Origin of the sequence: Curtobacterium sp. MCPF17_046 (assembly GCF_003224295.1) — a bacterium.
Classification (GTDB): domain Bacteria; phylum Actinomycetota; class Actinomycetes; order Actinomycetales; family Microbacteriaceae; genus Curtobacterium.
The window spans coordinates 1-22,136 of record NZ_QKLB01000007.1 but is presented as its reverse complement, the minus strand read 5'-3'; the positions used below and the strand labels follow the sequence as shown (position 1 = coordinate 22,136).

Below are 22,136 nucleotides of genomic sequence, written 5' to 3'. Positions count from 1 at the left end.
CGTCCGCCCCACGCGGGCCCGCCGGGAGGCTCGGGTCGTCGCCGCCGGGTCCGTCACCTGCCCGATCCTGGCAGACGGTCCGCTGTCCGTTCGCCGCACCGGCCAGGTCGCGTCCAGAGGCCGGGCGTTGCATCGCGGTCGTTCCCTGGAAACCACCACCACGGAGGCAGCATGCCCTTCATCACCGTCGGAGCCGAGAACGGGCACGACATCGACCTGCACTACGACGACTTCGGCACGGGTGACCCCGTCGTCCTCATCCACGGCTGGCCGCTGTCGGGCCGCTCGTGGGAGGGCCAGGTCCCGGCCCTCGTCGCCGCGGGGCACCGCGTCATCACCTACGACCGCCGCGGGTTCGGTCAGTCCTCGCAGCCGTGGAACGGGTACGACTACGACACGTTCGCCGCGGACCTCGACAAGCTCATCACGGAGCTCGGGCTGACGGACGTCACGCTCATCGGGTTCTCGATGGGCGGCGGCGAGCTCGCCCGCTACGTGTCGACCTACGGCACCGGCAAGGTCGCGAAGCTCGTCTTCGCCAGCGCCGTCCCGCCGTACCTGTGGAAGTCCGACGACAACCCCGAGGGCGGCGTCGACCAGGACCTCGCCGACTGGTTCGCGACGGGCATCACGGGCGACCGCCCGGCGTTCCTGCACGAGTTCGTGGACATGTTCTACACCGCCGGCGGCAAGGTGTCGCTGACCCACAAGCCGCTCGTGAGCGAGGACCAGCGCGCCTACGACCTCGCGATCGCCGAGCTCGCCTCGCCGAAGGGCACGCTCGACTGCACGGCGGCGTTCGCGACGACCGACTTCCGCGACGACCTGACGAAGGTCGACGTCCCGACGCTCGTCATCCACGGCGACGCCGACGGCATCGTGCCGTTCGAGGTGTCCGGCAAGCGGACCGCCGAGGCGATCCCGGACGCGCAGCTGCACGTCATCGAGGGCGGCCCGCACGGCGTGCTCGCGTCACACCGCGACGAGTGGAACGAGGCGGTGCTCCGCTTCCTCGCGGGGTAGTCGCGTCCGTCGGCGCCTCGGTGCCGGCAGACGGACGGGAGGCCCGTGACCGACTGGTCACGGGCCTCCCGTCCGTTCCGCCACCCGTCGGTTCCGCCACCCGTTCGGCGGACCGCCGCGGTCAGCGGCCGAGCACGGCCCGGCGGATCCGCTCGATCGGCTCCTTCGGGCTCCGGTCCGCGTTGAGCAGACCGTTCGTCTCCTGCATCGTGTCGGTGAGCTGGGTCCAGCAGCTGCCGGCGAGGAACGAGCTCGCGCGCACCGCGTCGTAGAGGGCGGTGATCCTGGCGATCCAGTCGTCGCCGTCCGCCGCGGTCGTGTACCCCCAGGCGTCGTCGCGCTGCACGCCCGGCTGGTGGTTCACGCCGCCGAACTCGGTCAGCATCACCGGCTGGCCGCGGTCCACCGCCCCACCGACCAGGATCGGACGGTCCGCCGGACCGATGCCGGCGAGCAGCCGGGCCCGCGCGGTGTCGTCGGCGTACGTGCGGGCGAGCCGCTCCCCGTCGCCCTCGTAGTCGTGCACCGACAGGATGTCCGAGTCGGGGTGCTCCCACCCGTCGTTCGAGATCACCGGCCGGGTCGGGTCGAGCGCCCGCGTGACGTCCGCGAGGGCACGGGCGTACGCCTGCTGCGCGGGGTCCGTGGCGATGTGCTGCACGCCCCAGCTCTCGTTCGCCGGCACCCAGGTGACGACCGAGGGGTGCGAGGCGTCCCGCTCCACCGCGTCCATCCACTCGCGCATCAGGCGTTGCACGGCCGTGGGGGAGAAGGCGTACGCACCGGGTGCCTCGCCCCAGACCATGAGGCCGAGCCGGTCGGCCCAGTACAGGAACCGTGGGTCCTCGATCTTCTGGTGGTTCCGCGCCGCGTTGAAGCCGAGCTCCTTGATGAGCTCGACCTCGCGGCGGAGGGCCTGGCGGGTCGGTGCGGTCAGGTGCGACTCCGGCCAGTAGCCCTGGTTCAGCACGCTGCGCACGTCGATGCTGCGGTCGTTGAGCAGGAACCGGCCACTGCCGACCGCGGTGGTGCGGATGCCGAAGTACGAGCTCACGGCGTCGAGCGGCGCGCCGTCGGCGGACACCAGGGACACCACCGCGTCGACGAGGTGCGGTGCGTCCGGGCTCCACTGCAGCTCCTGCTCGGCCTGCCCGTTCGCCTGCCGGGCGATCGGCACGACGAGGTCGACCTCGTGCGCGGTCGGCTGGACGGCGACCTCCACCGTGGCGAGGTGCTCGTCGTGCTCCGCCCAGTGCGCCTCGACCCGGAGCCGCGTCCCGGCCGGGTGCGGGCCCGCCAGCCGGACGGTGAGCCGCATCGTCTCGTGGTCGACGTTCGTCCACCGGACGGACCGGACGGCCGTGCTCGGGACCGCCTCGAGCCAGACGGTCTGCCAGATCCCCGTGGTCCGGCGGTACCAGATGTCGTGCGGCTGCTCGTGCCAGTCCTGCTTGCCGCGGGGCTGGGTGAGGTCGTGCGGGTCGTCCTCGGCGCGGACGACGAGCGTGTGGTCGTCGGTGTCGGTGCCGGTGCCGGTGTCGGTGCCGGTGCCGTCGCCGGTCAGGGCGTCGGTGACGTCGAGGGTGAACGGGGTGTGGCCGCCCTCGTGGTCGCCGACGAACCGGCCGTCGACCCAGACGCGTGCGCGGTGGTCCACGGCGCCGAAGTGCAGGAGGAGGCGCGGGGCGTCGGCGCCGTGGCCGGCGGCCGCGAGGTCGGCGGCGGTGATCGTCCGCGCGTACCAGACCACGGGGTGGAACCCGGGCTCGTCGATGCCGGACGCCGCGGACTCCGGCGGGAACGGGACGACGATGTCCCGGGCGTCGGGGAACCCGTCCCGCCACGAGGGGTCGTCCCCGGTGTTCCGGAACGACCAGGTGCCGTCGAGGTCCGCCCAGTGGGACCGCATCATCTGCGGCCGCGGGTACTCGCCGTCCTGGCGGGTCGCGACGGGGAGTGCGGGTGCGGCGTCGTTGCCGGGGTACGCGTTCATGGCTCCATGCTGGTCGTGCGGTACATCGATGTAAAGGTGGTGTCGGCAGACCGGACAGCGCCCGGGAGTGGCGGGCGGACGGCACGGAGTGGCCGAACCCCCGGACCGGTGCAGCCGCGACGGGTACCGTCCCCGACATGACCGACGCCGTGCACGCCGACCCCCTCGAGACAGCCGTCGCCGGCTGGATGGCCGACCAACGCTGGTACGCGGCGAAGGGCGGGACCCCGCGGGTCCGCGTCCTCGCCGAGGACAGCGACGACACCGCCGACGCCCGCATCCGCACCCTCTACGTGCTCGACGACGCCCCGACCGGACCGGTCCTGTACCAGGTGCCGCTCACGATCCGGCAGACGCCCGTCCCCGAGCTCGCGCACGCCCTCGTGGCCGAGGTCGACGGCGCACACGTCTACGACGGCCCGCACGACGTCGCCTACGCACGCTGGTTGCTCGGACGCATCGAGGCCGACGGCGACCACATCGGCCCCGTCACCGACGCCCGTGTCCTCAGCGGCGAGCAGTCGAACACCTCGGTGATCTGCGGGACCGAGGAGAGCGGCCAGGTCATCACGAAGGTCTTCCGTGTGCTGCACGACGGCGCCAACCCCGACGTGACCACGCAGCGGGCGCTCTCGGCGGCCGGGTCCGAGCGTGTGCCCCGGACCTTCGGCGCGCTCGCCGGGGAGTGGCCGGACGACGGGCAGCCGGGCGGCACCGCACACGGCCACCTGGCCTTCGCGCAGGAGTTCCTGCCCGGCCTCGAGGACGCCTGGCGCGTGGCCCTGACCGCGGCCCGTGGCGGCGAGTCCTTCGCGAGCGCCGCGGACCGCCTCGGTGCGGCCCTCGCCGAGGTGCACACCGTCCTCGCCGACGCCATGCCGACCGCGACCGCCGGCCCGGAGCAGGTGGACGAGGCCGTCGCGACCATGCGCCGCCGACTCGAGACCGCCGCGGCCGAGGTGCCGCAGGTCGCCGACCACGCCGCCGCCGTCGCCCGCGTGTACGACCGTGCGGCGTCCGTGCCGTGGCCGACCATGCAGCGCATCCACGGTGACCTGCACCTCGGGCAGGTCCTGTCGGCCCCGGAGCCCCGCGGCTGGGTGTTCCTCGACTTCGAGGGCGAGCCGCTCCGCCCGATGCCCGAACGCTCGCGTCCGGACGTCGCACTCCGGGACGTCGCCGGCATGCTGCGCTCGTTCGACTACGTCGCGGGTGCGCTCGCACACGACGACGATCCCGTGGACACCGGCGACTGGGCGCAGGAGGCGCGGAACGCCTTCCTCGACGGCTACGCGCGGGGCAGCGGTGCGGACCTGCGCGCGCACCGGGCGCTGCTCGACGCGTTCGAGCTCGACAAGGCCGTGTACGAGGTCGTGTACGAGGCGCGCAACCGTCCGACGTGGGTCGGGATCCCGGTCGCGGCCGTGGACCGACTGGTCGCACGCTCGGCGGGCTGACCGCACACCGGACGGGAGGCCCGTGGCGACACCGCCACGGGCCTCCCGTCCGTCCGCGTCCGGTCCGTCCGCGTCCGTGCCCGGGTCCGACCGGGGAGGTCCGGGGCTAGTTGACGGGACCGGTGTACTTCTCGCCCGGCCCCTTGCCCGGCGCGTCCGGGATGGCCGAGGCCTCGCGGAACGCGAGCTGCACGGAGCGCAGCCCGTCGCGCAGCGGACGGGCGTGCTGGTCGCCGATCTCGGTGGCCGCAGCGGTGACCAGGCCGGCGAGCGAGGTGATGAGCTTGCGGGCCTCGTCCAGGTCGGTCTGTCGCTCGGGGTCGTCCGCCAGGCCGACCTTGACGGCGGCGGCACTGAGCAGGTGGACGGCCACGGTGTTGACGAGCTCGATCGCGGGGACCTCGGAGATGTCCCTGGCGGCATCGCCCGCGCCGTCGAGCCCGTCCTCGTCGGATCCGGGGGCCTGGTTGCTCGGGGTGTCGGTCACGGTGCTCCTCTGCTAGACTGGCCGACGGCAGACGCTGTCCGCGCGCCCGGATCCTTCCGGGAGTCAGGACGGTGTCACGAAAGAGGAGTTCCTCCCACCCGTGGCTGCACCAAGGCTACCGGGTCACCACCGCTCCGCCGGTGCTCACGACGTGGGCCCCGGTCGGCCGGACCGCAAGGGTCGGCGTCGGGCGGCTGCCGAACGGATCTGCGATCCGTGCGTCAGATCTCCTCTCTCGTGCCGTCGTCCCGGGCACACGCCCCGGACGGCCACCACCTGATTGAAGGAGCTCCGCATCACCGATCCCCGTACCAACGACCGAATCCGCGTCCCCGAGGTCCGACTCGTCGGTCCCCAGGGCGAGCAGGTCGGCGTTGTCCCCATCGCCGTCGCACTGCGCCTCGCGCAGGAAGCCGAGCTGGATCTGGTCGAGGTCGCGCCGAACTCGAAGCCGCCCGTCGCCAAGATCATGGACTACGGCAAGTTCAAGTACGAAGCCGCTCAGAAGGCCAAGGAAGCCCGCCGCAACCAGGTCAACACCGACCTGAAAGAGGTCCGCTTCCGCCTGAAGATCGACGTGCACGACTACGAGACGAAGCGCAAGCGTGCCGAGGGGTTCCTCCTCGGTGGCGACAAGGTGAAGGCGATGATCCTCTTCCGCGGTCGCGAGCAGTCGCGTCCCGAGCAGGGTGTCCGACTCCTCCAGAAGTTCGCGGAGGAGATCGCCGAGTTCGGCGTCGTCGAGTCGCGTCCGACCCAGGACGGCCGCAACATGACGATGATCATCGCGCCGCTGAAGAACAAGTCGGACGTCAAGGGCGAGCTCAACGCCAAGCGTGCCGCCGAGAAGGCGGAGCGCAAGGCCTCCGAGCACTCCGCGAAGACCAAGCCGGCGGACGAGACCACGTCCGGGACCGCCGCAGCAGCTCCGGCCGACTCCTCGGCCGAATAGGTCCTCCCAGACCGATCCCGCGCTCGCGCGGCCCCCATCCACCCCACGGAAAGGCACACGATGCCCAAGCAGAAGACCCACTCCGGGTCGAAGAAGCGCTTCAAGGTCACCGGCAGCGGCAAGATCATGAAGCAGCAGGCCGGTATGCGCCACAACCTCGAGGTCAAGTCCGCCAAGCGCAAGGCCCGCCTCAACGAGGACCAGGTCCTCGCCAAGGCCGACGTCAAGGCCGTCAAGAAGCTCCTCGGCCACTGAGCCGTCCCGGAACGTAAAGGAACAGATCAATGGCAAGAGTGAAGAGAGCGGTCAACGCCGCCAAGAAGCGCCGCGTCATCCTCGAGCGCGCCGAGGGCTACCGCGGCCAGCGTTCGCGCCTGTACCGCAAGGCGAAGGAGCAGGTCACCCACTCCCTCGTCTACGCGTACCGGGACCGTCACGCGAAGAAGGGCGAGTTCCGTCGCCTGTGGATCCAGCGCATCAACGCCGCGTCGCGTGCGAACGGCCTGACCTACAACCGCCTCATCCAGGGTCTCAACCTGGCCGGCGTCGAGGTCGACCGTCGCATCCTCGCGGACCTCGCGGTGAACAACGCCGAGACGTTCGCGGCGCTCGTCGAGACCGCCAAGAAGGCCCTGCCGGCCGACACCTCGGCGCCGAAGGCAGCCTGAGCCACGTCACCGTGCACCGGGACCCCCACTCCGTCGGAGTGGGGGTCCCGTCGTTCCCGGGGTCGGGTCGTTCCTAGACTGAGCACGTGAGCGATCTCCTCGAGAACCCCCGTGCCGGCCGTGTCAAGGCCGTGGCCGCCCTGGCCAAGAAGGACGTCCGCGCCGAGACCGGGCTGTTCCTGCTCGAAGGGCCGCAGGCGGTGCGCGAGGCGATCGAGTACCGCCCCGAGCTCCTCCGTGAGCTGTACGTCACCCCGACCGCTGCGGCGCGCCACGGGCTGGACGACGCTCCCGTGGACACGTGGTTCGTCACCGAGCAGGTGCTCGACGCGATGGCGGACACCGTCACGCCGCAGGGCGTCGTCGCCGTGTGCCAGCAGTTCCCGACGTCCGTGAAGGACGTCTTCCCCGACGCCCGCGCGGAGGCCCGCGTCGACGCCGACGCGTCGGACGCCCTGCCCGGACTGGTCGCGATCCTCGAGGAGGTCCGCGACCCGGGGAACGCCGGCACGATCATCCGGGCCGCCGACTCCGCCGGCGCGGACGCCGTGGTGCTGACCGGACGCAGTGTCGACCCGTACAACCCGAAGGTCGTGCGCTCGACCACGGGGTCGCTGTTCCACGTCCCGGTCTCCGTCGGGGTGACCCTGGCCGACGCGGTCGAGCGTGCCCGCGGGCTCGGCTACACGATCCTGGCCGCCGACGTCTCCGGCGACGACCTGCCGGACGTCCGCGCCGACGGCATGCTCGACGGACCGACCGTGTGGGTGTTCGGCAACGAGGCCCGCGGACTGACGGCGGAGGACCTGGCGCTCGTCGACCGCGCGGTCAAGGTGCCGATCTACGGGCGGGCCGAGTCGATGAACCTCGCGAGCGCGGCGTCGGTGTGCCTCTACGAGAGCGCGTTCGCACAGCGGACCCGTCCCTCCACAGCCACGGACTGACGGCGACCGTCCGCCTGGTGCAGGACGGCGGTATCCCGACGGCCGGTAGGCTTGGGTCTCGTGTCAGAACCTCTCGAGATCAGCGAATCGGCGGTCGCCGACGCCGTGGACGCGGCCCTCGCCGCCGTCCGCGCCACGACCACCGTCGCGGAGCTGAAGCAGGCCCGTGCCGAGCACACCGGTGAGCAGTCGACGCTCGCCCGGATGAACGCGTCGATGCGCAGTGTCCCGCCGGAGCAGAAGGCCGCGGCGGGCAAGCTCGTCGGACAGGCCCGCGGGCAGGTGGCCCAGGTGGTCGCCGCGCAGGAGTCCGTGCTGGCCGAGGCCGAGGAACGTGCGCGGCTCGAGTCGGAGCGTGTCGACGTGACCGCGCTGCCGTCCCGCCGGACGCCGGGCTCGCGCCACCCGCTCTCGCTCCTCAACGAGACCGTGGCCGACGTCTTCGTCGGCATGGGGTGGGAGGTCGCGGAGGGGCCGGAGCTCGAGCACGAGTGGTTCAACTTCGACGCCCTGAACTTCGACCAGGACCACCCGGCCCGGGCGATGGCCGACACCGTCTTCGTCGAGCCGGTCGACCGGCACCTGCTCATGCGGACGCACACCTCGCCGGTGCAGATCCGCTCCCTGCTCACGCGTGCGCTCCCGCTCTACGTGATCGCGCCGGGTCGTGTGTACCGCGCCGACGAGCTCGACGCCACGCACCTGCCCGTCTTCACCCAGGTCGAGGGCATCGCGATCGACAAGGGCCTCACGATGGCGCACCTGCGCGGCACGCTCGAGCACTTCGCGCGTCAGGTCTTCGGGGCCGAAGCGCAGATCCGGCTCCGCCCCAACTACTTCCCGTTCACCGAGCCGAGCGCCGAGATGGACGTCTGGCAGCCGAACGCCAAGGGCGGCGCGCGGTGGGTCGAGTGGGGTGGCTGCGGCATGGTCAACCCCAACGTCCTGCGCGCCGCGGGCATCGACCCGGACGAGTACCAGGGCTTCGCCTTCGGTATGGGCATCGAGCGGACGCTCCAGTTCCGCAACGGCCTGAACGACATGCGTGACTTCCTCGAGGGCGACATCCGCTTCTCGCAGCAGTTCGGAACGGTGGTCTGATGCGCGTCCCACTCCGCTGGCTCGGCGAGTCCGTCGACCTGCCCGACGACGTCTCGCTCGAGCACGTCCACGCCGCCCTGGTGTCGGTCGGGTTCGAGGAGGAGTCCGTGCACACCTTCGACCTGACCGGGCCCGTCGTGGTCGGTCGGGTGCTCGAGCGCGTGCCCGAGCCGCAGAAGAACGGCAAGACCATCAACTGGTGCCAGGTGGACGTCGGCGAGTCCGAGCCCCGCGGCATCGTGTGCGGTGCCCACAACTTCGACGTCGGCGACCTCGTCGTCGTGACCCTGCCCGGCGCCGTGCTCCCCGGTCCGTTCCCGATCGCGGCCCGGAAGACGTACGGCCACGTGTCGGACGGCATGATCGCCTCCGCACGGGAGCTCGGCCTCGGCGACGAGCACGACGGCATCCTGCGCTTCGCCGACCTCGGCATGGAGCCCGAGGTCGGGGCGGACGCGATCGCGCTGCTCGGCCTCGACGACGCCGCGGTCGAGATCAACGTGACGCCGGACCGCGGCTACGCCATGAGCATGCGCGGCGTCGCCCGTGAGTACGCGCACGCCACCGGTGCGACCTTCTCCGACCCGGTCGACCGGGTCCTGCCGCGCACCGGCGACGGCTTCACGGTGACCGTGGACGACGCCGCCCCGATCCGTGGTCGTGTCGGCGCGCACACCTTCGTCACCCGGGTCGTCCGCGGCATCGACGCGACCCGGCCGACCCCGGCGTGGATGGTCGCCCGCCTGACCCTGGCCGGCGTGCGTTCGATCTCGCTGCCCGTCGACATCACGAACTACGTCATGTTCGAACTCGGGCAGCCGTTGCACGGGTACGACCTCGCGACGCTGCAGGGCGGCCTGACCGTCCGTCGGGCCACCCCCGGGGAGCGCCTGACCACCCTCGACGACGTCGAACGCACGCTCGACGCCGAGGACCTCGTCATCGCGGACGACGCCGGCGCCGTCGGTCTCGCGGGCGTCATGGGCGGTGCCCGGACCGAGATCACCGCGGCGACCACCGACGTCCTCATCGAGGCCGCCGGCTTCGACCAGGTGTCGATCGCCCGCTCCGCCCGGCGACACAAGCTGCCCAGCGAGGCCTCGCGCCGGTTCGAGCGCGGCGTCGACCCGCTCGTCGCCGAGGCCGCGGCGAACCGGGCCGTCGAGCTCCTCGTCGACCTCGCCGGCGGTACGCCGGACCTGCTCGGGTCGACCCTGGTCGACGACCGCCCCCGTCCGACCGTCGCGATGCGCGCCGGTCGGGCCGCCGAGCTCATCGGTGTCGCCTACACCGACGCCGAGGTCCTCGACACGCTCCGGGCGATCGGCGCCACGGTGGAGGTCGACGGCGACGTGCTCGCCGTCACGCCGCCGACCTGGCGCCCCGACCTGGTGGACGACGTCTCCCTGGTCGAGGAGATCGCCCGCATCGTCGGCTACGACCGGATCCCGAGCGTGCTGCCCGTCGCGCCTCCCGGCCGTGGTCTCACGCTGCACCAGCAGGCCCGCCGTCGGGTCGCGGCAGCCCTCGCCGCCGCCGGGCTCACCGAGGTCGTGACCGCTCCGTTCGTCTCCGCCGCGACCGCTGCCGCGTACCCGGGCATCGACGCCGCCGGCGGACCGAGCGTCGTGCTCGCGAACGCGCTCGACAGCGCGCAGGACCACCTCCGCCGCAGCGGCGTGCCGGCCCTCGTCGACGTGGCGCGTCGCAACGTGTCGCGCGGACTCGTCGACCTCGCCGTGTACGAGACGTCCCGTGTCTTCCTGCCCGAGCAGGGTGTCGCGCTCGGGACCGCGGAGGTACCGGTCGGCGCGCAGCGTCCGACACCCGAGACCCTCGCCGCGCTCGACGCCGCCCTGCCCGCGCAGCCGTTCCACCTGAGCGCGCTCCTGCTCGGCAACGCGGTCGTGAAGCAGCCGGGCGTCGTCGCGGAACCGTTCGGCATCGCCGACGCCCTCGACGTCGCGCGGACCGTCGCCTGGGCGGTCGGGGTCGAGCTCACCGTGGCGCAGACGACCCACCCCTCGCTGCACCCCGGTCGTGCGGCGTCGCTCCGGGTCGGCGACACCGTCGTCGGCGTCGCCGGCGAGCTGCTCCCGGAGCTGGCGGCGGACGCCGACCTGCCCCGGGTGGTCGCGGTCGTCGAACTCGACCTCGACGCCCTCGTGGCCGCGGCGCCGGACGTCGTCGAGGTCGCGGCGATCGTCTCCTACCCGGCGGCGACGCAGGACCTCTCCCTCGTGGTCGACGTCGCGACCCCGGCCGGCGACGTCCTCGCCGAGGTGCGCGCTGGTGCCGGGGAGCTGTTGGAGTATGCTCGGCTCGTGGACGACTACCGCGGCGCCGGCCTGGACGAGGGACAGAAGTCCCTGACGTTCGCGCTGCGCTTCCGCGCCACGGACCGCACGCTGACCGCTGCCGAGGCCTCCGAGGCCCGTGACGGCGCTGTCCGACGTGCCGGCGAGCGATTCGGGGCGACCCTGCGCGACTGATCCACGACGGATCACCGCCCGGGGTCGCCGCCTCCGACTCCCTCGACGAACAGTCCGACCAAAGGTGGAACCCATGTCCGTATCCGTCGCCGTGGCTGGTGCCAGCGGCTACGCGGGTGGCGAGTTGCTGCGCATCCTCTCCGCTCATCCCGAGTTCGACGTGCGGACGGTGACGGCGTTCTCGAACGCCGGACAGCCGCTCATCGCGACGCAGCCGCACCTGCGGTCGCTCGCGCACCTGACCCTCGTGGAGACGACCCCGGAGAACCTCCGTGGGCACGACGTGGTGTTCCTCGCCCTGCCGCACGGCCAGTCCGGCGCGATCACGGCGGAGCTCGACGCGGACACGCTCGTCGTGGACTGCGGCGCCGACCACCGGCTGACGGACGAGGCCGCGTGGGCCGCGTTCTACGGCGGCGAGTACCACGGCGCCTGGACCTACGGGCTGCCCGAGCTCCTGCACGCGCCGCCCGCCCCCGGTGCCGCGGACGAGTGGCGGGACGTCGACGACATCGTGCCGCAGGGCCGACAGCGCACCGAACTGGCGGCCACCAAGCGGATCGCCGTCCCCGGGTGCAACGTCACCGCGGTCACGCTCGGCATCCAGCCCGGGGTGCAGGCCGGCCTCGTCGAGTCGGACGACATCGTCGCGGTCCTCAGCGTCGGACCGAGCGGTGCCGGCAAGAAGCTCGAGTCCACCTACCTGGCGGCGGAGATCATGGGGTCCGCCAGCGCGTACGCCGTGGGCGGGAAGCACCGCCACGTCCCGGAGATCCAGCAGAACCTCCGCGTGGCCGGTGCGTCGGACGTCCGGGTCTCGTTCACGCCCGTCCTCGTGCCGATGGCCCGCGGCATCCTCGCGACCACGACGGCTCGGCTCGCCCCCGGGGTGACCGCGCACGACGTCCGGCTCGCCTGGGAGCAGGCCTACGCCGACGAGCCCTTCGTGCACCTGCTGCCCGAGGGCGTCTTCCCCCGGGTGGCCGACACCATCGGGGCGAACACCGCCCTCGTGGGCATCGCAGTCGACGAGGCCGCCGGCCGGGTGGTCGCCGTCTCCGCACTCGACAACCTCGCCAAGGGGACCGGCGGTGCCGCCGTGCAGTCCGCGAACATCGCGCTCGGGCTCCCCGAGACCCTGGGCCTCAGCGTGGACGGAGTCGCCCCGTGACCGACCGCAACGACAGCGCCGACGCGACCACGGGCCTCCCGGCGACCGACGGCGCCCTGCAGGGCGTCACCGCCGCCGCCGGCTTCCGTGCCGCCGGCGTCACCGCCGGCCTGAAGACGAGTGGCAAGCCGGACGTGGCGCTCGTCGTCAACGACGGCCCCTCGGACGCCGTGGCGGCCGTCTTCACCACGAACCGTGCGCAGGCGCACCCGGTCATCTGGTCCCGCCAGGTGGTCGGCGACGGCATCGCCCGTGCCGTCGTCCTCAATTCGGGAGGCGCGAACTGCTTCACGGGTCCCTTCGGCTTCCAGACGACCCACCTCACCGCGGAGGCGGTCGGCGACGCGCTGGGCATCGGAGCGGGTGACGTCGTCGTGTGTTCCACCGGGCTCATCGGCAGGGGCGACCAGACCTTCCGTGACGGCGTGCTCCGCGGCGTGACGCTCGCCGCCGACGCCCTCGACGGTGCCGGCGGACCCGACGCCGCGGCTGCCATCATGACCACCGACACGAAGCCCAAGCAGTCCGTCGTCTCGGTCGACGGCTGGACGGTCGGCGGGATGGCGAAGGGCGCGGGCATGCTCGCACCCGGCCTCGCGACGATGCTCGTGGTGATCACCACCGACGCGGCACTGCCCGCGGACGAGCTCGACCGGGCCCTGCGCGCGGCGACCCGCGTGACCTTCGACCGCGTCGACTCCGACGGGTGCATGTCCACGAACGACACCGTCGTGCTCATGGCCTCCGGTGCTTCGGGCACGACCCCCGACGCCGAGACCTTCCAGCAGGCCCTGACCGGCGTCTGCGCCGACCTCGCCCGCCAGCTCCAGCAGGACGCCGAGGGCGCAGCGCACGACATCACGATCGAGGTCGTCGGCGCGGTCAGCGAGGACGAGGCCGTGACGGTCGGCCGGAGCGTCGCCCGCAACAACCTGTTCAAGGCGGCGGTCTTCGGCAACGACCCCAACTGGGGGCGGGTGCTCGCCGCGATCGGGACGACCGACGCCGAGTTCGACCCGTACGCGGTCGACGTGTCGATGAACGGGGTGCGGGTGTGCCACGCCGGTGCCCCGGACCAGCCGAGCGACGACGTCGACCTCAGCCCGCGGGACACGCACGTGCTCATCGACCTCGGGGTCGGCACGGCCGCGGCGACGATCCTGACGAACGACCTGACGCACGACTACGTCCACGAGAACAGCGCGTACTCCAGCTGATGAGCGACGCGGACCTCTCGAAGGAAGAAGAGCACGAGCTCGCGACCGTCAAGGCCGCGACCCTCATCGAGTCCCTGCCGTGGTTGAAGCGGTTCTCGGGCAAGATCGTCGTCGTCAAGTTCGGCGGCAACGCGATGGTGAATGACGACCTCAAGCGGGCGTTCGCCGAGGACATGGTCTACCTCCGGTACGCCGGCCTGCACCCGGTCGTCGTGCACGGGGGCGGTCCGCAGATCTCCGCGGCGCTGAAGGAGCAGGGCATCCAGTCCGAGTTCCGCGGCGGCTACCGCGTCACGACGACCGAGGCGATCACGGTCGTCCGCGACGTCCTGGCCGGCGAGGTGAACCGCGAGATCGTCGACCTCATCGACGAGCACGGCGACGGCCTCGGCGTCGGGGTGTTCGGCGACGGCGGGTCGCTGTTCACCGGCGAGAAGAAGGGCGTCGTCGTCGACGGCGAGCACTTCGACCTCGGCCACGTCGGCGACATCACCCACGTCGACCCGTCCGGGGTCCTCGCCGCGATCCGTGCCGACCGCATCCCGGTGGTGTCGAGCATCGCGATCGACGACGCCCACCCGGACCAGGCGCTCAACGTGAACGCCGACGCCGCGGCGGCCGCACTCGCGATCGCGCTGAACGCGTCGAAGCTGATGATGCTCACCGACGTGCCCGGGCTGTACCGCAACTGGCCGGACCGCGACTCGATCATCGACCTCATCGCGGTCGAGGAACTCCGCCAGCTGCTGCCGTCGCTCGAGTCCGGGATGATCCCGAAGATGACCGCGTGCCTCGACGCCGTGGTCGGCGGCGTCGGTGGTGCGACCATCATCGACGGCCGCATCCCGCACTCGATCCTGCTCGAGGTCTTCACCCTCCGCGGCGCCGGCACCGAGGTCATCCCGGACCCGAGTCGCCGGACCGAGAACCAGAACACCCACGCCGAGATCGGCCGACGCGCGGCGGTCCACGCCCCGGGCAGCGGCCACGACGACGTCCCGGGCGGCCAGCACGTCGCCCGACGCGACGACGACTCCACGACTCCGCACGACGACGAGAAGGGCACAGCACGGTGAGCACCGAGACGCAGACCGAGACCTGGAACGACCGGTTCGGGGCGTCGCTCATGCGATCCCTGACCCCGCCGAAGATCATGCTCGAGCGCGGCGAGGGCTGCCGGGTGTGGGACGTCGACGGCAACGAGTACCTCGACTTCCTCGCCGGCATCGCGGTGAACTCGCTCGGCCACGCCCACCCGGCGCTCGTCGAGGCGATCAGCGACCAGGCAGCGAAGCTCGTGCACGTGTCGAACTACTTCGCGACGCCGCCGCAGCTCGAGCTCGCCGAACGCCTCAAGCGGATCTCCGGCGCGGGCGACGCGGGCCGCGTGTACTTCGGCAACTCCGGCGCGGAGGCCAACGAGGCGGCGTTCAAGCTGGCTCGGCTGAACCGCGGCGCGGACGGGCGCAAGACGAAGACCCTCGCGCTGCAGCAGGCGTTCCACGGCCGCACCATGGGCGCGCTCGCGCTCACCGGCAAGCCCGCCCTCCAGCAGGACTTCCTGCCGATGATCCCGGGCGTCGAGCACATCGAGACGTCGATCGAGGCCCTCGAGCGCTCGATCGACGACACCGTCGCGGCGCTCATCCTCGAGCCGATCAAGGGCGAGGCCGGCGTCGTCGACCTGCCCGAGGGCTTCCTGCAGGCCGCGCGGGCCCTGACCGAGCGGCACGGCGCACTGCTCGTCCTCGACGAGATCCAGACCGGCATCGGCCGCACCGGCGCCTGGTTCGCCTTCCAGAACACGGGCGTGGTCCCGGACGCGATCACGGTGGCCAAGGGCATCGCCGGTGGCTTCCCGATCGGGGCGCTCGTGACCTTCGGGTGGGCGTCCGACCTGTTCTCGGCGGGCCAGCACGGCTCGACCTTCGGCGGCAACCCGCTCGGCACCCGCGTCGCGAACGCGGTGCTCGCCGAGATCGAGCGCGCGGACCTGGTGGCCGGTGCGGTCGTCAAGGGTGAGCGCATCCGCACCGGGATCACCGCACTCGGCTCCGACCTGGTGGAGGAGGTCCGGGGGAGCGGCCTGCTCATCGGTGTCGGCCTCCGTCGCCCGGTCGCCGCCGCGGTCTCGGCCGCCGCGCTCGAGCGCGGCCTCATCATCAACGCACCGAACGAGTCGAGCCTGCGCATCGCGCCGCCGCTCATCGTGTCCGACGCCGAGATCGACGCGTTCCTCGCGATCCTCGCCCAGAGCATGGCGGCCGTCGAGGGCGCCGACGAGGAGACCTCCGCATGACCCGCCACTTCCTCCGGGACGACGACCTCACGCAGGCCGAGCAGTCCGCGATCCTCGACCTCGCCGTCGAGATGAAGCGCGACCGGTGGGGCGCCAAGCCCCTCGCCGGTCCGCAGAGCGTCGCCGTGATCTTCGACAAGTCGTCCACCCGCACCCGGGTGTCCTTCCACGTCGGCATCAGCGACCTCGGCGGCAGCCCGCTCATCATCTCGACCGCGAACAGCCAGCTCGGCGGCAAGGAGACCCCGACCGACACCGCCCGCGTGCTCGAGCGCATGGTGTCGGCGATCGTCTGGCGCACCTACGGCCAGGCCGGGCTCGAGGAGATGGCGGCGAGCACCACGGTGCCGGTCGTCAACGCGCTGTCCGACGACTTCCACCCGTGCCAGCTCCTCGCCGACCTGCTCACCATCCGCGAGCACCGCGGCGCGTTGGCCGGGCAGACCATCGCGTTCGTCGGCGACGGCGCGAGCAACATGGCGCAGTCGTACCTGCTCGCCTGCGCGACGGCCGGGATGCACGTGCGTGTCGCGTCACCGGTCGAGTTCTCGCCCGCACCGCAGGTCGTGACGGACGCGGAGCACCGCGCCGCCGAGACCGGCGGGTCCGTGCTCGTCGTGACCGACCCGGTCGCCGCGGTGGCGGGTGCCGACGTCGTCGTGACCGACACCTGGGTCTCGATGGGCAAGGAGGACGAGAAGCAGCAGCGGCTCGCCACCTTCGCCGGGTACCGCGTCGACGACGACCTGCTCGCGCACGCCGCGGACGACGCCGTGTTCATGCACTGCCTGCCCGCCGACCGCGGCTACGAGGTCACCGCCGAGGTCATCGACGGACCGCGCAGCATCATCTGGGACGAGGCGGAGAACCGCCTGCACGCCCAGAAGGCCCTGCTCGCCTGGCTCCTCGCCGCCAACGCCCCGACCGCCGCAGACGGGGCGACCGCCGCAGACGGGGCGACCGCCGCAGACGTGGCGACCCCCGGCAACTGACAACCACCACCACACAGGAGAGAACCCATGGCAGACCGCGTCGTACTCGCGTACTCAGGAGGGCTCGACACCTCCGTCGGGATCGGTTGGCTCAAGGACGCCACCGGCAAGGAGGTCGTGGCGCTGGCCGTCGACGTCGGCCAGGGCGGCGAGGAGATGGACGCCATCCGTCAGCGCGCGCTCGACTGCGGCGCGGTGGAGTCGGTCGTCATCGACGCGAAGGACGAGTTCGCGGACGACTACCTCGTCCCGGCCCTCAAGGCCAACGCGCTCTACCAGAAGCGCTACCCCCTCGTCTCGGCGCTGAGCCGGCCGCTCATCGCGAAGCACCTCGCCACCACGGCGAAGCAGCTCGGCGCGGACAGCGTCGCGCACGGCTGCACCGGCAAGGGCAACGACCAGGTGCGCTTCGAGGCCGCCGTGGCCGCGATCGCCCCCGACCTGACGAGCGTCGCCCCGGTCCGTGACCTCGCGCTGACCCGTGACAAGGCGATCGTCTACGCGCAGGAGCACGACCTGCCGATCCTGCAGAGCAAGAAGTCGCCGTACTCGATCGACCAGAACGTATGGGGTCGCGCGGTGGAGACCGGGTTCCTCGAGGACCCGTGGAACGCCCCGATCGAGGACCTGTACGCGTACACGCAGGACCCCGCCGTCGACCGTGAGGCCGACGAGGTCACGATCACGTTCGAGCAGGGTGTGCCGGTCGCGATCGACGGTCAGCGCTTCAGCGTCCTGCGCGTCGTGCAGGAACTCAACGCCCTCGCCGGCAAGCACGGCGTCGGCCGCATCGACGTCGTCGAGGACCGCCTGGTCGGCATCAAGTCGCGCGAGGTCTACGAGGCCCCGGCCGCGATGGCGCTCATCGCCGCGCACGAGGAGCTCGAGAGCCTGACCCTCGAGCGCGACGTCAACCGCTACAAGCGCGGTGTCGAGTCGGAGTGGGCCGACCTGGTCTACGACGGCCTGTGGTTCGGTGGCCTGAAGCGCAGCCTCGACGCCTTCATCGACTCGACGCAGGAGTACGTGTCCGGCGACATCCGCATGCAGCTCCACGGCGGTCGTGCCACGGTGACCGGTCGTCGCTCCGAGCAGAGCCTCTACGACTTCGACCTCGCCACGTACGACACCGGTGACACGTTCGACCAGTCGCTCTCCAAGGGCTTCATCGAACTGTGGTCGCTGCCGAGCAAGATCTCCGCCCGCCGCGACCTGGCGAACTGACCGACCGAGGGCGGCGGGACCGGTCGGTCCCGCCGTCCTCGCCGGACGGGAGGCGCGTCACGCGCCCGTCCCGTCGCCGCCGGTCCGGCAGGCGCACCGCCCGGACCGCTCCGACCCCCGACCCGACCCGAGACGACGCAGGACCCTCATGACGGACGCCCCCCGAGCCTCCCGGCCGGACGACAGCAGCAGCAAGACCGACGCGACGAACACGGGCGCCCTGTGGGGTGGCCGGTTCGCGGACGGTCCGAGCGCGGAACTCGCCGCCCTGTCGAAGTCGACGCACTTCGACTGGCAGCTGGCGCCCTACGACATCGCCGGCTCCCGCGCGCACGCCCGGGCGCTGCAGGTGGCGGGGTACCTGACGGCCGACGAACTCGAGCGGATGCTCGCCGGCCTCGACCGGCTCGAGGACGCGCACGCCGACGGCTCCCTGCAGCCGGACGAGTCCGACGAGGACGTGCACGGCGCACTCGAGCGCCTGCTCATCGCCGACGTCGGCCCGGAGCTGGGCGGGAAGCTCCGCGCCGGCCGCAGCCGCAATGACCAGATCGCGACCCTCGGCCGGATGCACATGCTCGACCACGGCCGTCGGATCGGCCGGATGGTCATCGACCTCGTCGACGCGATCAGCCAGCAGGCATCTGAACACGAGGGCGCCATCATGCCCGGCCGGACGCACCTGCAGCACGCGCAGCCGGTCCTGCTCGCGCACCACCTGCTCGCGCACGCCTGGCCCCTCGTGCGGGACCTCGAGCGGCTCCGCGACTGGGCGGGCCGCGCGAGCGTCAGCCCCTACGGCGCCGGTGCGCTGGCGGGCAGCTCGCTCGGACTCGACCCGGCCGCCATCGCGCAGGAGCTGGGCTTCGACCGGCCCGCCGACAACTCGATCGACGCGACCGCCGCTCGCGACGTCGTCGCCGAGTTCGCCTTCGTCCTCGCCCAGATCGGCATCGACGTCTCCCGCCTGGCGGAGGAGGTCATCCTCTGGAACACGAAGGAGTTCGGCTTCGTCCGGCTCCACGACGGCTTCTCGACCGGGTCGAGCATCATGCCGCAGAAGAAGAACCCGGACATCGCCGAGCTCGCACGCGGCAAGTCCGGTCGGCTGATCGGCAACCTGACCGGCCTCCTCGCCACCCTCAAGGGCCTGCCGCTCGCGTACAACCGCGACCTGCAGGAGGACAAGGAGCCCGTCTTCGACTCGGTCGCGACGCTCGAGGTCCTGCTCCCCGCGTTCACCGGCATGATCGCGACCCTGTCCTTCGACACCGCCCGGATGGCGGAGCTCGCACCGCAGGGGTTCTCCCTGGCGACCGACGTCGCGGAGTGGCTGGTCCGACAGGGTGTCCCGTTCCGTGACGCGCACGAGGTCTCGGGCGCGCTCGTCCGGTACTGCGAGGAGCGCGGCATCGACCTCGACGACCCGACGGACGCGGAGTACGCCGCGGTCTCGGAGCACCTCACCCCGGAGGTCCGCACGGTCCTCACGATCGAGGGCAGCGTCGCGTCCCGTCGGGGCGTCGGCGGCACGGCACCCGAGCGGGTCGCCGAGCAACTCGCCGCCCTGACCCGGTCCGTCCGGGAGATCGCGGCCGGGACGCCCTTCACCCGGTGAACCGTGTCCCCTGAGCCGACGCCGACGCCGACGCCGACGCCGTCGGATGCGCTGCTCGCGCTGCTGCGCGAGCCCGCGCCGGTGTGCGCACCAGCGCTCCTCGGCGCGACGATCACGGGCAAGGGCGTGACCCTGCGGATCACCGAGGTCGAGGCCTACTCGGGCGCGGTCGACCCGGGTTCGCACGGACACCGCGGCATGACACCGCGCAACCGGCACCTGTTCGGTCCGCCCGGGACGCTGTACGCCTACCGGTCGTACGGAATCCACACGTGCGTGAACGTCGTGAGCGGCCCCGCCGGCCAGTCGTCCGGGTCCCTGCTCCGCGGGGCTGCGGTGGTGGCGGGCACGGACGTCGCCCGCGAGCGTCGCGGACCAACCGTGGCCGACGTGGCGCTCGCGCGCGGACCGGGGAACCTCGGCGTCGCGCTCGGCGCGGTCCTCGGTGCGGACGACGGCACCTCGGTCCTCGACGGTTCCGGTCCGTACACGCTCCGGTTGGCTCCCGCCCTGGAGGCCCGGCTCGCCTCCGCCCCGGTGGCGCAGGTCGTCGACGACCTCCTGTCCGGCGGCCTGGTCGCGAGCGGTCCACGGACCGGCGTGGGCGGGGTGGCCGGGGGAGCGGCGTTCCCGTGGCGGTTCTGGCTGCCGGGCGACCCGACCGTGTCGGCGTACCGCCGGCACAAGGGCGCCATCGGCTGAGGGGGCGCCGAGCGCGCCGGTACGATGACGGGGTGTCCAGCGATACCGATCCCGACGTCCTGACGCGCCAGCAGAACGACCCCACCTTCGCCTCGGTGTGGGACGAACTGCGCTGGCGTGGTCTGGTGCACGTCTCCACCGACGAGACCGCACTGCAAGAGGCCCTCGACGCCGGACCGGTGACCTACTACTGCGGGTTCGACCCGACCGCCCCGTCGCTGCACTGCGGGAACCTGCTCCAGCTGCTGACCATGCGTCGACTGCAGCTGGCCGGGCACAAGCCGCTCGCGCTCGTCGGCGGGTCGACCGGTCTCATCGGGGACCCGCGTCCCACGGCCGAGCGCACGCTCAACACCCGCGAGACCGTCGAGGAGTGGGTGGGACGGCTGCAGGGCCAGGTGTCCCGGTTCCTCAGCGCCGACGGTGACAACGGCGTCCGGCTGGTGAACAACCTGGACTGGACCGCGCCGCTGTCCGCGATCGACTTCCTGCGTGACATCGGCAAGTACTTCCGCGTCAACTCGATGCTCAAGAAGGACGCCGTCGCCGCCCGGCTGAACTCGGACGCCGGCATCAGCTACACCGAGTTCAGCTACCAGATCCTGCAGGGCCTGGACTTCCGCGAGCTCTACCGCCAGTACGGGTGCACGCTGCAGACCGGTGGCTCCGACCAGTGGGGCAACCTCACCTCGGGCACGGAACTCATCCGTCGGACCGAGGGTGTGTCCGCGCACGCGCTGGGGACGCCGCTCATCACGAACTCGGACGGCACGAAGTTCGGCAAGAGCGAGGGCAACGCGATCTGGCTCGACGGCACGATGACCTCGCCGTACGCCTTCTACCAGTTCTGGCTCAACACGGCGGACGCCGACGTGGTCGCGCGCCTGCGCGAGTTCACGTTCCTGTCCCGCGCCGAGGTGGATCGCCTCGAGCAGGCCGTCGCCGACGAGCCGTTCCGCCGGGAGGCCCAGCGCACCCTGGCCTTCGAGGTCACCGCACTGGTCCACGGGGAGGCCGCGACACAGGCCGCGATCGACGCGTCGGCAGCGCTGTTCGGGAACGGCGACCTGACCGCGCTCGACGCCGACACCCTGCGCGCCGCGATCGCCGAGCTGCCCGGGACGGTGTCGCTGGGCGGGGACGCCGATGTGGCGCGAGCCCTCGTGGAGACCGGACTCGTCAAGTCCCTCGGTGAAGCACGGCGTGCGGTCGGCCAGGGTGGCGTCTACGTCAACAACGAGCGTGCCGAGGACGCGGCCGCGACGCTGGCGTCCCTGGCCATGCCGGGTGGCGTGCTCGTCCTCCGTCGCGGGAAGAAGACGCTGGCCGGCGTCACGCTCGGCTGACGCAGCCGGTCCCGACCACTCCCGACGCCCGGTCCCGAGAGGGGCCGGGCGTTCGGCGTCCCGGGGAGCGGCACCGGTGTTGCATGGTGCGACACGCCCGGGATGTGGGGTGGGTTGGTGGTGGGTGTGGGGGCTGCGTAAAGTAATCCCTCGTCACCCCAAAGGTGCGGCGGAGCGGCTGGAGCGGAAGCCCAGAGCACGTCGGCCCTCAAGCGGGACCATCCTCCACTGGAGTTCAGATCTGGCCTTGTGCTGGGTCGCTTCGACGCTTAGGATGACTACTCCACCGGGCCTCTCCTTCGGGATGAGCCACTGGATCTGACTGCACGGTTTGTGTTGGCGGGTTCGACGACATCGGTGGGATCGAGAGCGACAGCCTCTCTGGCGAAGCATCCTGGTGGTGTGGAGTGGGGAGTGCGTCTGGTCCTTGAGAACTCAACAGCGTGCACA

Annotated in this window: 19 protein-coding genes; 17 read left to right on the top strand and 2 right to left on the bottom strand. The window is 72.0% G+C overall.

What is annotated here, in order from left to right; all coding sequences use genetic code 11:
• Window positions 1-171 precede the first annotated feature (171 nt).
• The gene (locus DEJ32_RS08155) at window positions 172-1,023 is read left to right on the top strand and encodes an alpha/beta fold hydrolase (protein WP_110900914.1); all 852 of its coding nucleotides are present in this window, start codon (window positions 172-174) and stop codon (window positions 1,021-1,023) included.
• A 121-nt stretch (window positions 1,024-1,144) separates the two neighbouring features.
• On the opposite strand, the gene DEJ32_RS08150 is transcribed toward DEJ32_RS08155, so the two are convergent.
• Window positions 1,145-3,016: a glycoside hydrolase family 2 protein gene (locus tag DEJ32_RS08150; protein WP_110900913.1), complete on the bottom strand. Its 1,872-nt coding sequence runs from the start codon at window positions 3,014-3,016 to the stop codon at window positions 1,145-1,147.
• Between the two features lie 137 nt (window positions 3,017-3,153).
• On the opposite strand from DEJ32_RS08150, the gene DEJ32_RS08145 reads away from it, so the two are divergent.
• Window positions 3,154-4,473, top strand: coding sequence for a phosphotransferase (locus tag DEJ32_RS08145; protein WP_110900912.1), 1,320 nt, complete (start codon window positions 3,154-3,156; stop codon window positions 4,471-4,473).
• 106 nt (window positions 4,474-4,579) lie between these two features.
• On the opposite strand, the gene DEJ32_RS08140 is transcribed toward DEJ32_RS08145, so the two are convergent.
• Window positions 4,580-4,960 (bottom strand): DUF1844 domain-containing protein, encoded by a 381-nt coding sequence (locus tag DEJ32_RS08140; protein WP_110824047.1) that lies wholly within the window; start codon window positions 4,958-4,960, stop codon window positions 4,580-4,582.
• Window positions 4,961-5,240: 280 nt separating this feature from the next.
• On the opposite strand from DEJ32_RS08140, the gene infC reads away from it, so the two are divergent.
• From infC to tyrS, 15 genes are all read left to right on the top strand, one after another.
• On the top strand, window positions 5,241-5,912 hold the full coding sequence (infC, locus tag DEJ32_RS08135; protein ID WP_110824046.1) for a translation initiation factor IF-3: 672 nt from the start codon (window positions 5,241-5,243) through the stop codon (window positions 5,910-5,912).
• Between the two features lie 60 nt (window positions 5,913-5,972).
• Complete coding sequence (rpmI, locus tag DEJ32_RS08130) at window positions 5,973-6,167, top strand: 50S ribosomal protein L35 (RefSeq protein ID WP_110824045.1); 195 nt, start codon at window positions 5,973-5,975, stop codon at window positions 6,165-6,167.
• Between the two features lie 29 nt (window positions 6,168-6,196).
• Window positions 6,197-6,580 (top strand): 50S ribosomal protein L20, encoded by a 384-nt coding sequence (gene rplT / locus DEJ32_RS08125; RefSeq protein ID WP_110824044.1) that lies wholly within the window; start codon window positions 6,197-6,199, stop codon window positions 6,578-6,580.
• Between the two features lie 86 nt (window positions 6,581-6,666).
• Complete coding sequence (locus DEJ32_RS08120) at window positions 6,667-7,524, top strand: RNA methyltransferase (protein ID WP_110900911.1); 858 nt, start codon at window positions 6,667-6,669, stop codon at window positions 7,522-7,524.
• 60 nt (window positions 7,525-7,584) lie between these two features.
• On the top strand, window positions 7,585-8,625 hold the full coding sequence (gene pheS / locus DEJ32_RS08115; protein WP_110824424.1) for a phenylalanine--tRNA ligase subunit alpha: 1,041 nt from the start codon (window positions 7,585-7,587) through the stop codon (window positions 8,623-8,625).
• Entirely contained in the window at window positions 8,625-11,117 is a 2,493-nt protein-coding gene (gene pheT, locus DEJ32_RS08110; RefSeq protein ID WP_110900910.1) for a phenylalanine--tRNA ligase subunit beta, read from the top strand. Before pheS ends, pheT begins: the two co-directional genes overlap by 1 nt.
• Window positions 11,118-11,190: 73 nt before the next feature.
• Complete coding sequence (locus tag DEJ32_RS08105; RefSeq protein ID WP_110891005.1) at window positions 11,191-12,288, top strand: N-acetyl-gamma-glutamyl-phosphate reductase; 1,098 nt, start codon at window positions 11,191-11,193, stop codon at window positions 12,286-12,288.
• 56 nt (window positions 12,289-12,344) lie between these two features.
• On the top strand, window positions 12,345-13,505 hold the full coding sequence (gene argJ, locus DEJ32_RS08100) for a bifunctional glutamate N-acetyltransferase/amino-acid acetyltransferase ArgJ (protein WP_110900991.1): 1,161 nt from the start codon (window positions 12,345-12,347) through the stop codon (window positions 13,503-13,505).
• The gene (argB, locus tag DEJ32_RS08095) at window positions 13,505-14,581 is read left to right on the top strand and encodes an acetylglutamate kinase (RefSeq protein WP_258367615.1); all 1,077 of its coding nucleotides are present in this window, start codon (window positions 13,505-13,507) and stop codon (window positions 14,579-14,581) included. The genes argJ and argB overlap by 1 nt, the downstream gene beginning before the upstream one ends.
• Window positions 14,578-15,804 carry an acetylornithine transaminase gene (locus DEJ32_RS08090; protein ID WP_110900909.1) on the top strand — a complete coding sequence of 409 codons (1,227 nt, stop codon included), beginning with the start codon at window positions 14,578-14,580 and terminating at the stop codon, window positions 15,802-15,804. Before argB ends, DEJ32_RS08090 begins: the two co-directional genes overlap by 4 nt.
• The gene (gene argF / locus DEJ32_RS08085; protein ID WP_110900908.1) at window positions 15,801-16,796 is read left to right on the top strand and encodes an ornithine carbamoyltransferase; all 996 of its coding nucleotides are present in this window, start codon (window positions 15,801-15,803) and stop codon (window positions 16,794-16,796) included. The genes DEJ32_RS08090 and argF overlap by 4 nt, the downstream gene beginning before the upstream one ends.
• Before the next feature lie 27 nt (window positions 16,797-16,823).
• Window positions 16,824-18,020 carry an argininosuccinate synthase gene (locus DEJ32_RS08080; RefSeq protein WP_110900907.1) on the top strand — a complete coding sequence of 399 codons (1,197 nt, stop codon included), beginning with the start codon at window positions 16,824-16,826 and terminating at the stop codon, window positions 18,018-18,020.
• 148 nt (window positions 18,021-18,168) lie between these two features.
• Window positions 18,169-19,638 (top strand): argininosuccinate lyase, encoded by a 1,470-nt coding sequence (gene argH, locus DEJ32_RS08075; RefSeq protein WP_110900906.1) that lies wholly within the window; start codon window positions 18,169-18,171, stop codon window positions 19,636-19,638.
• Between the two features lie 3 nt (window positions 19,639-19,641).
• Window positions 19,642-20,340, top strand: a complete 699-nt coding sequence (locus tag DEJ32_RS08070) for a DNA-3-methyladenine glycosylase (RefSeq protein WP_309146427.1) — start codon at window positions 19,642-19,644, stop codon at window positions 20,338-20,340.
• A 32-nt stretch (window positions 20,341-20,372) separates the two neighbouring features.
• The gene (tyrS, locus tag DEJ32_RS08065) at window positions 20,373-21,686 is read left to right on the top strand and encodes a tyrosine--tRNA ligase (protein WP_110900905.1); all 1,314 of its coding nucleotides are present in this window, start codon (window positions 20,373-20,375) and stop codon (window positions 21,684-21,686) included.
• Window positions 21,687-22,136 lie beyond the last annotated feature (450 nt).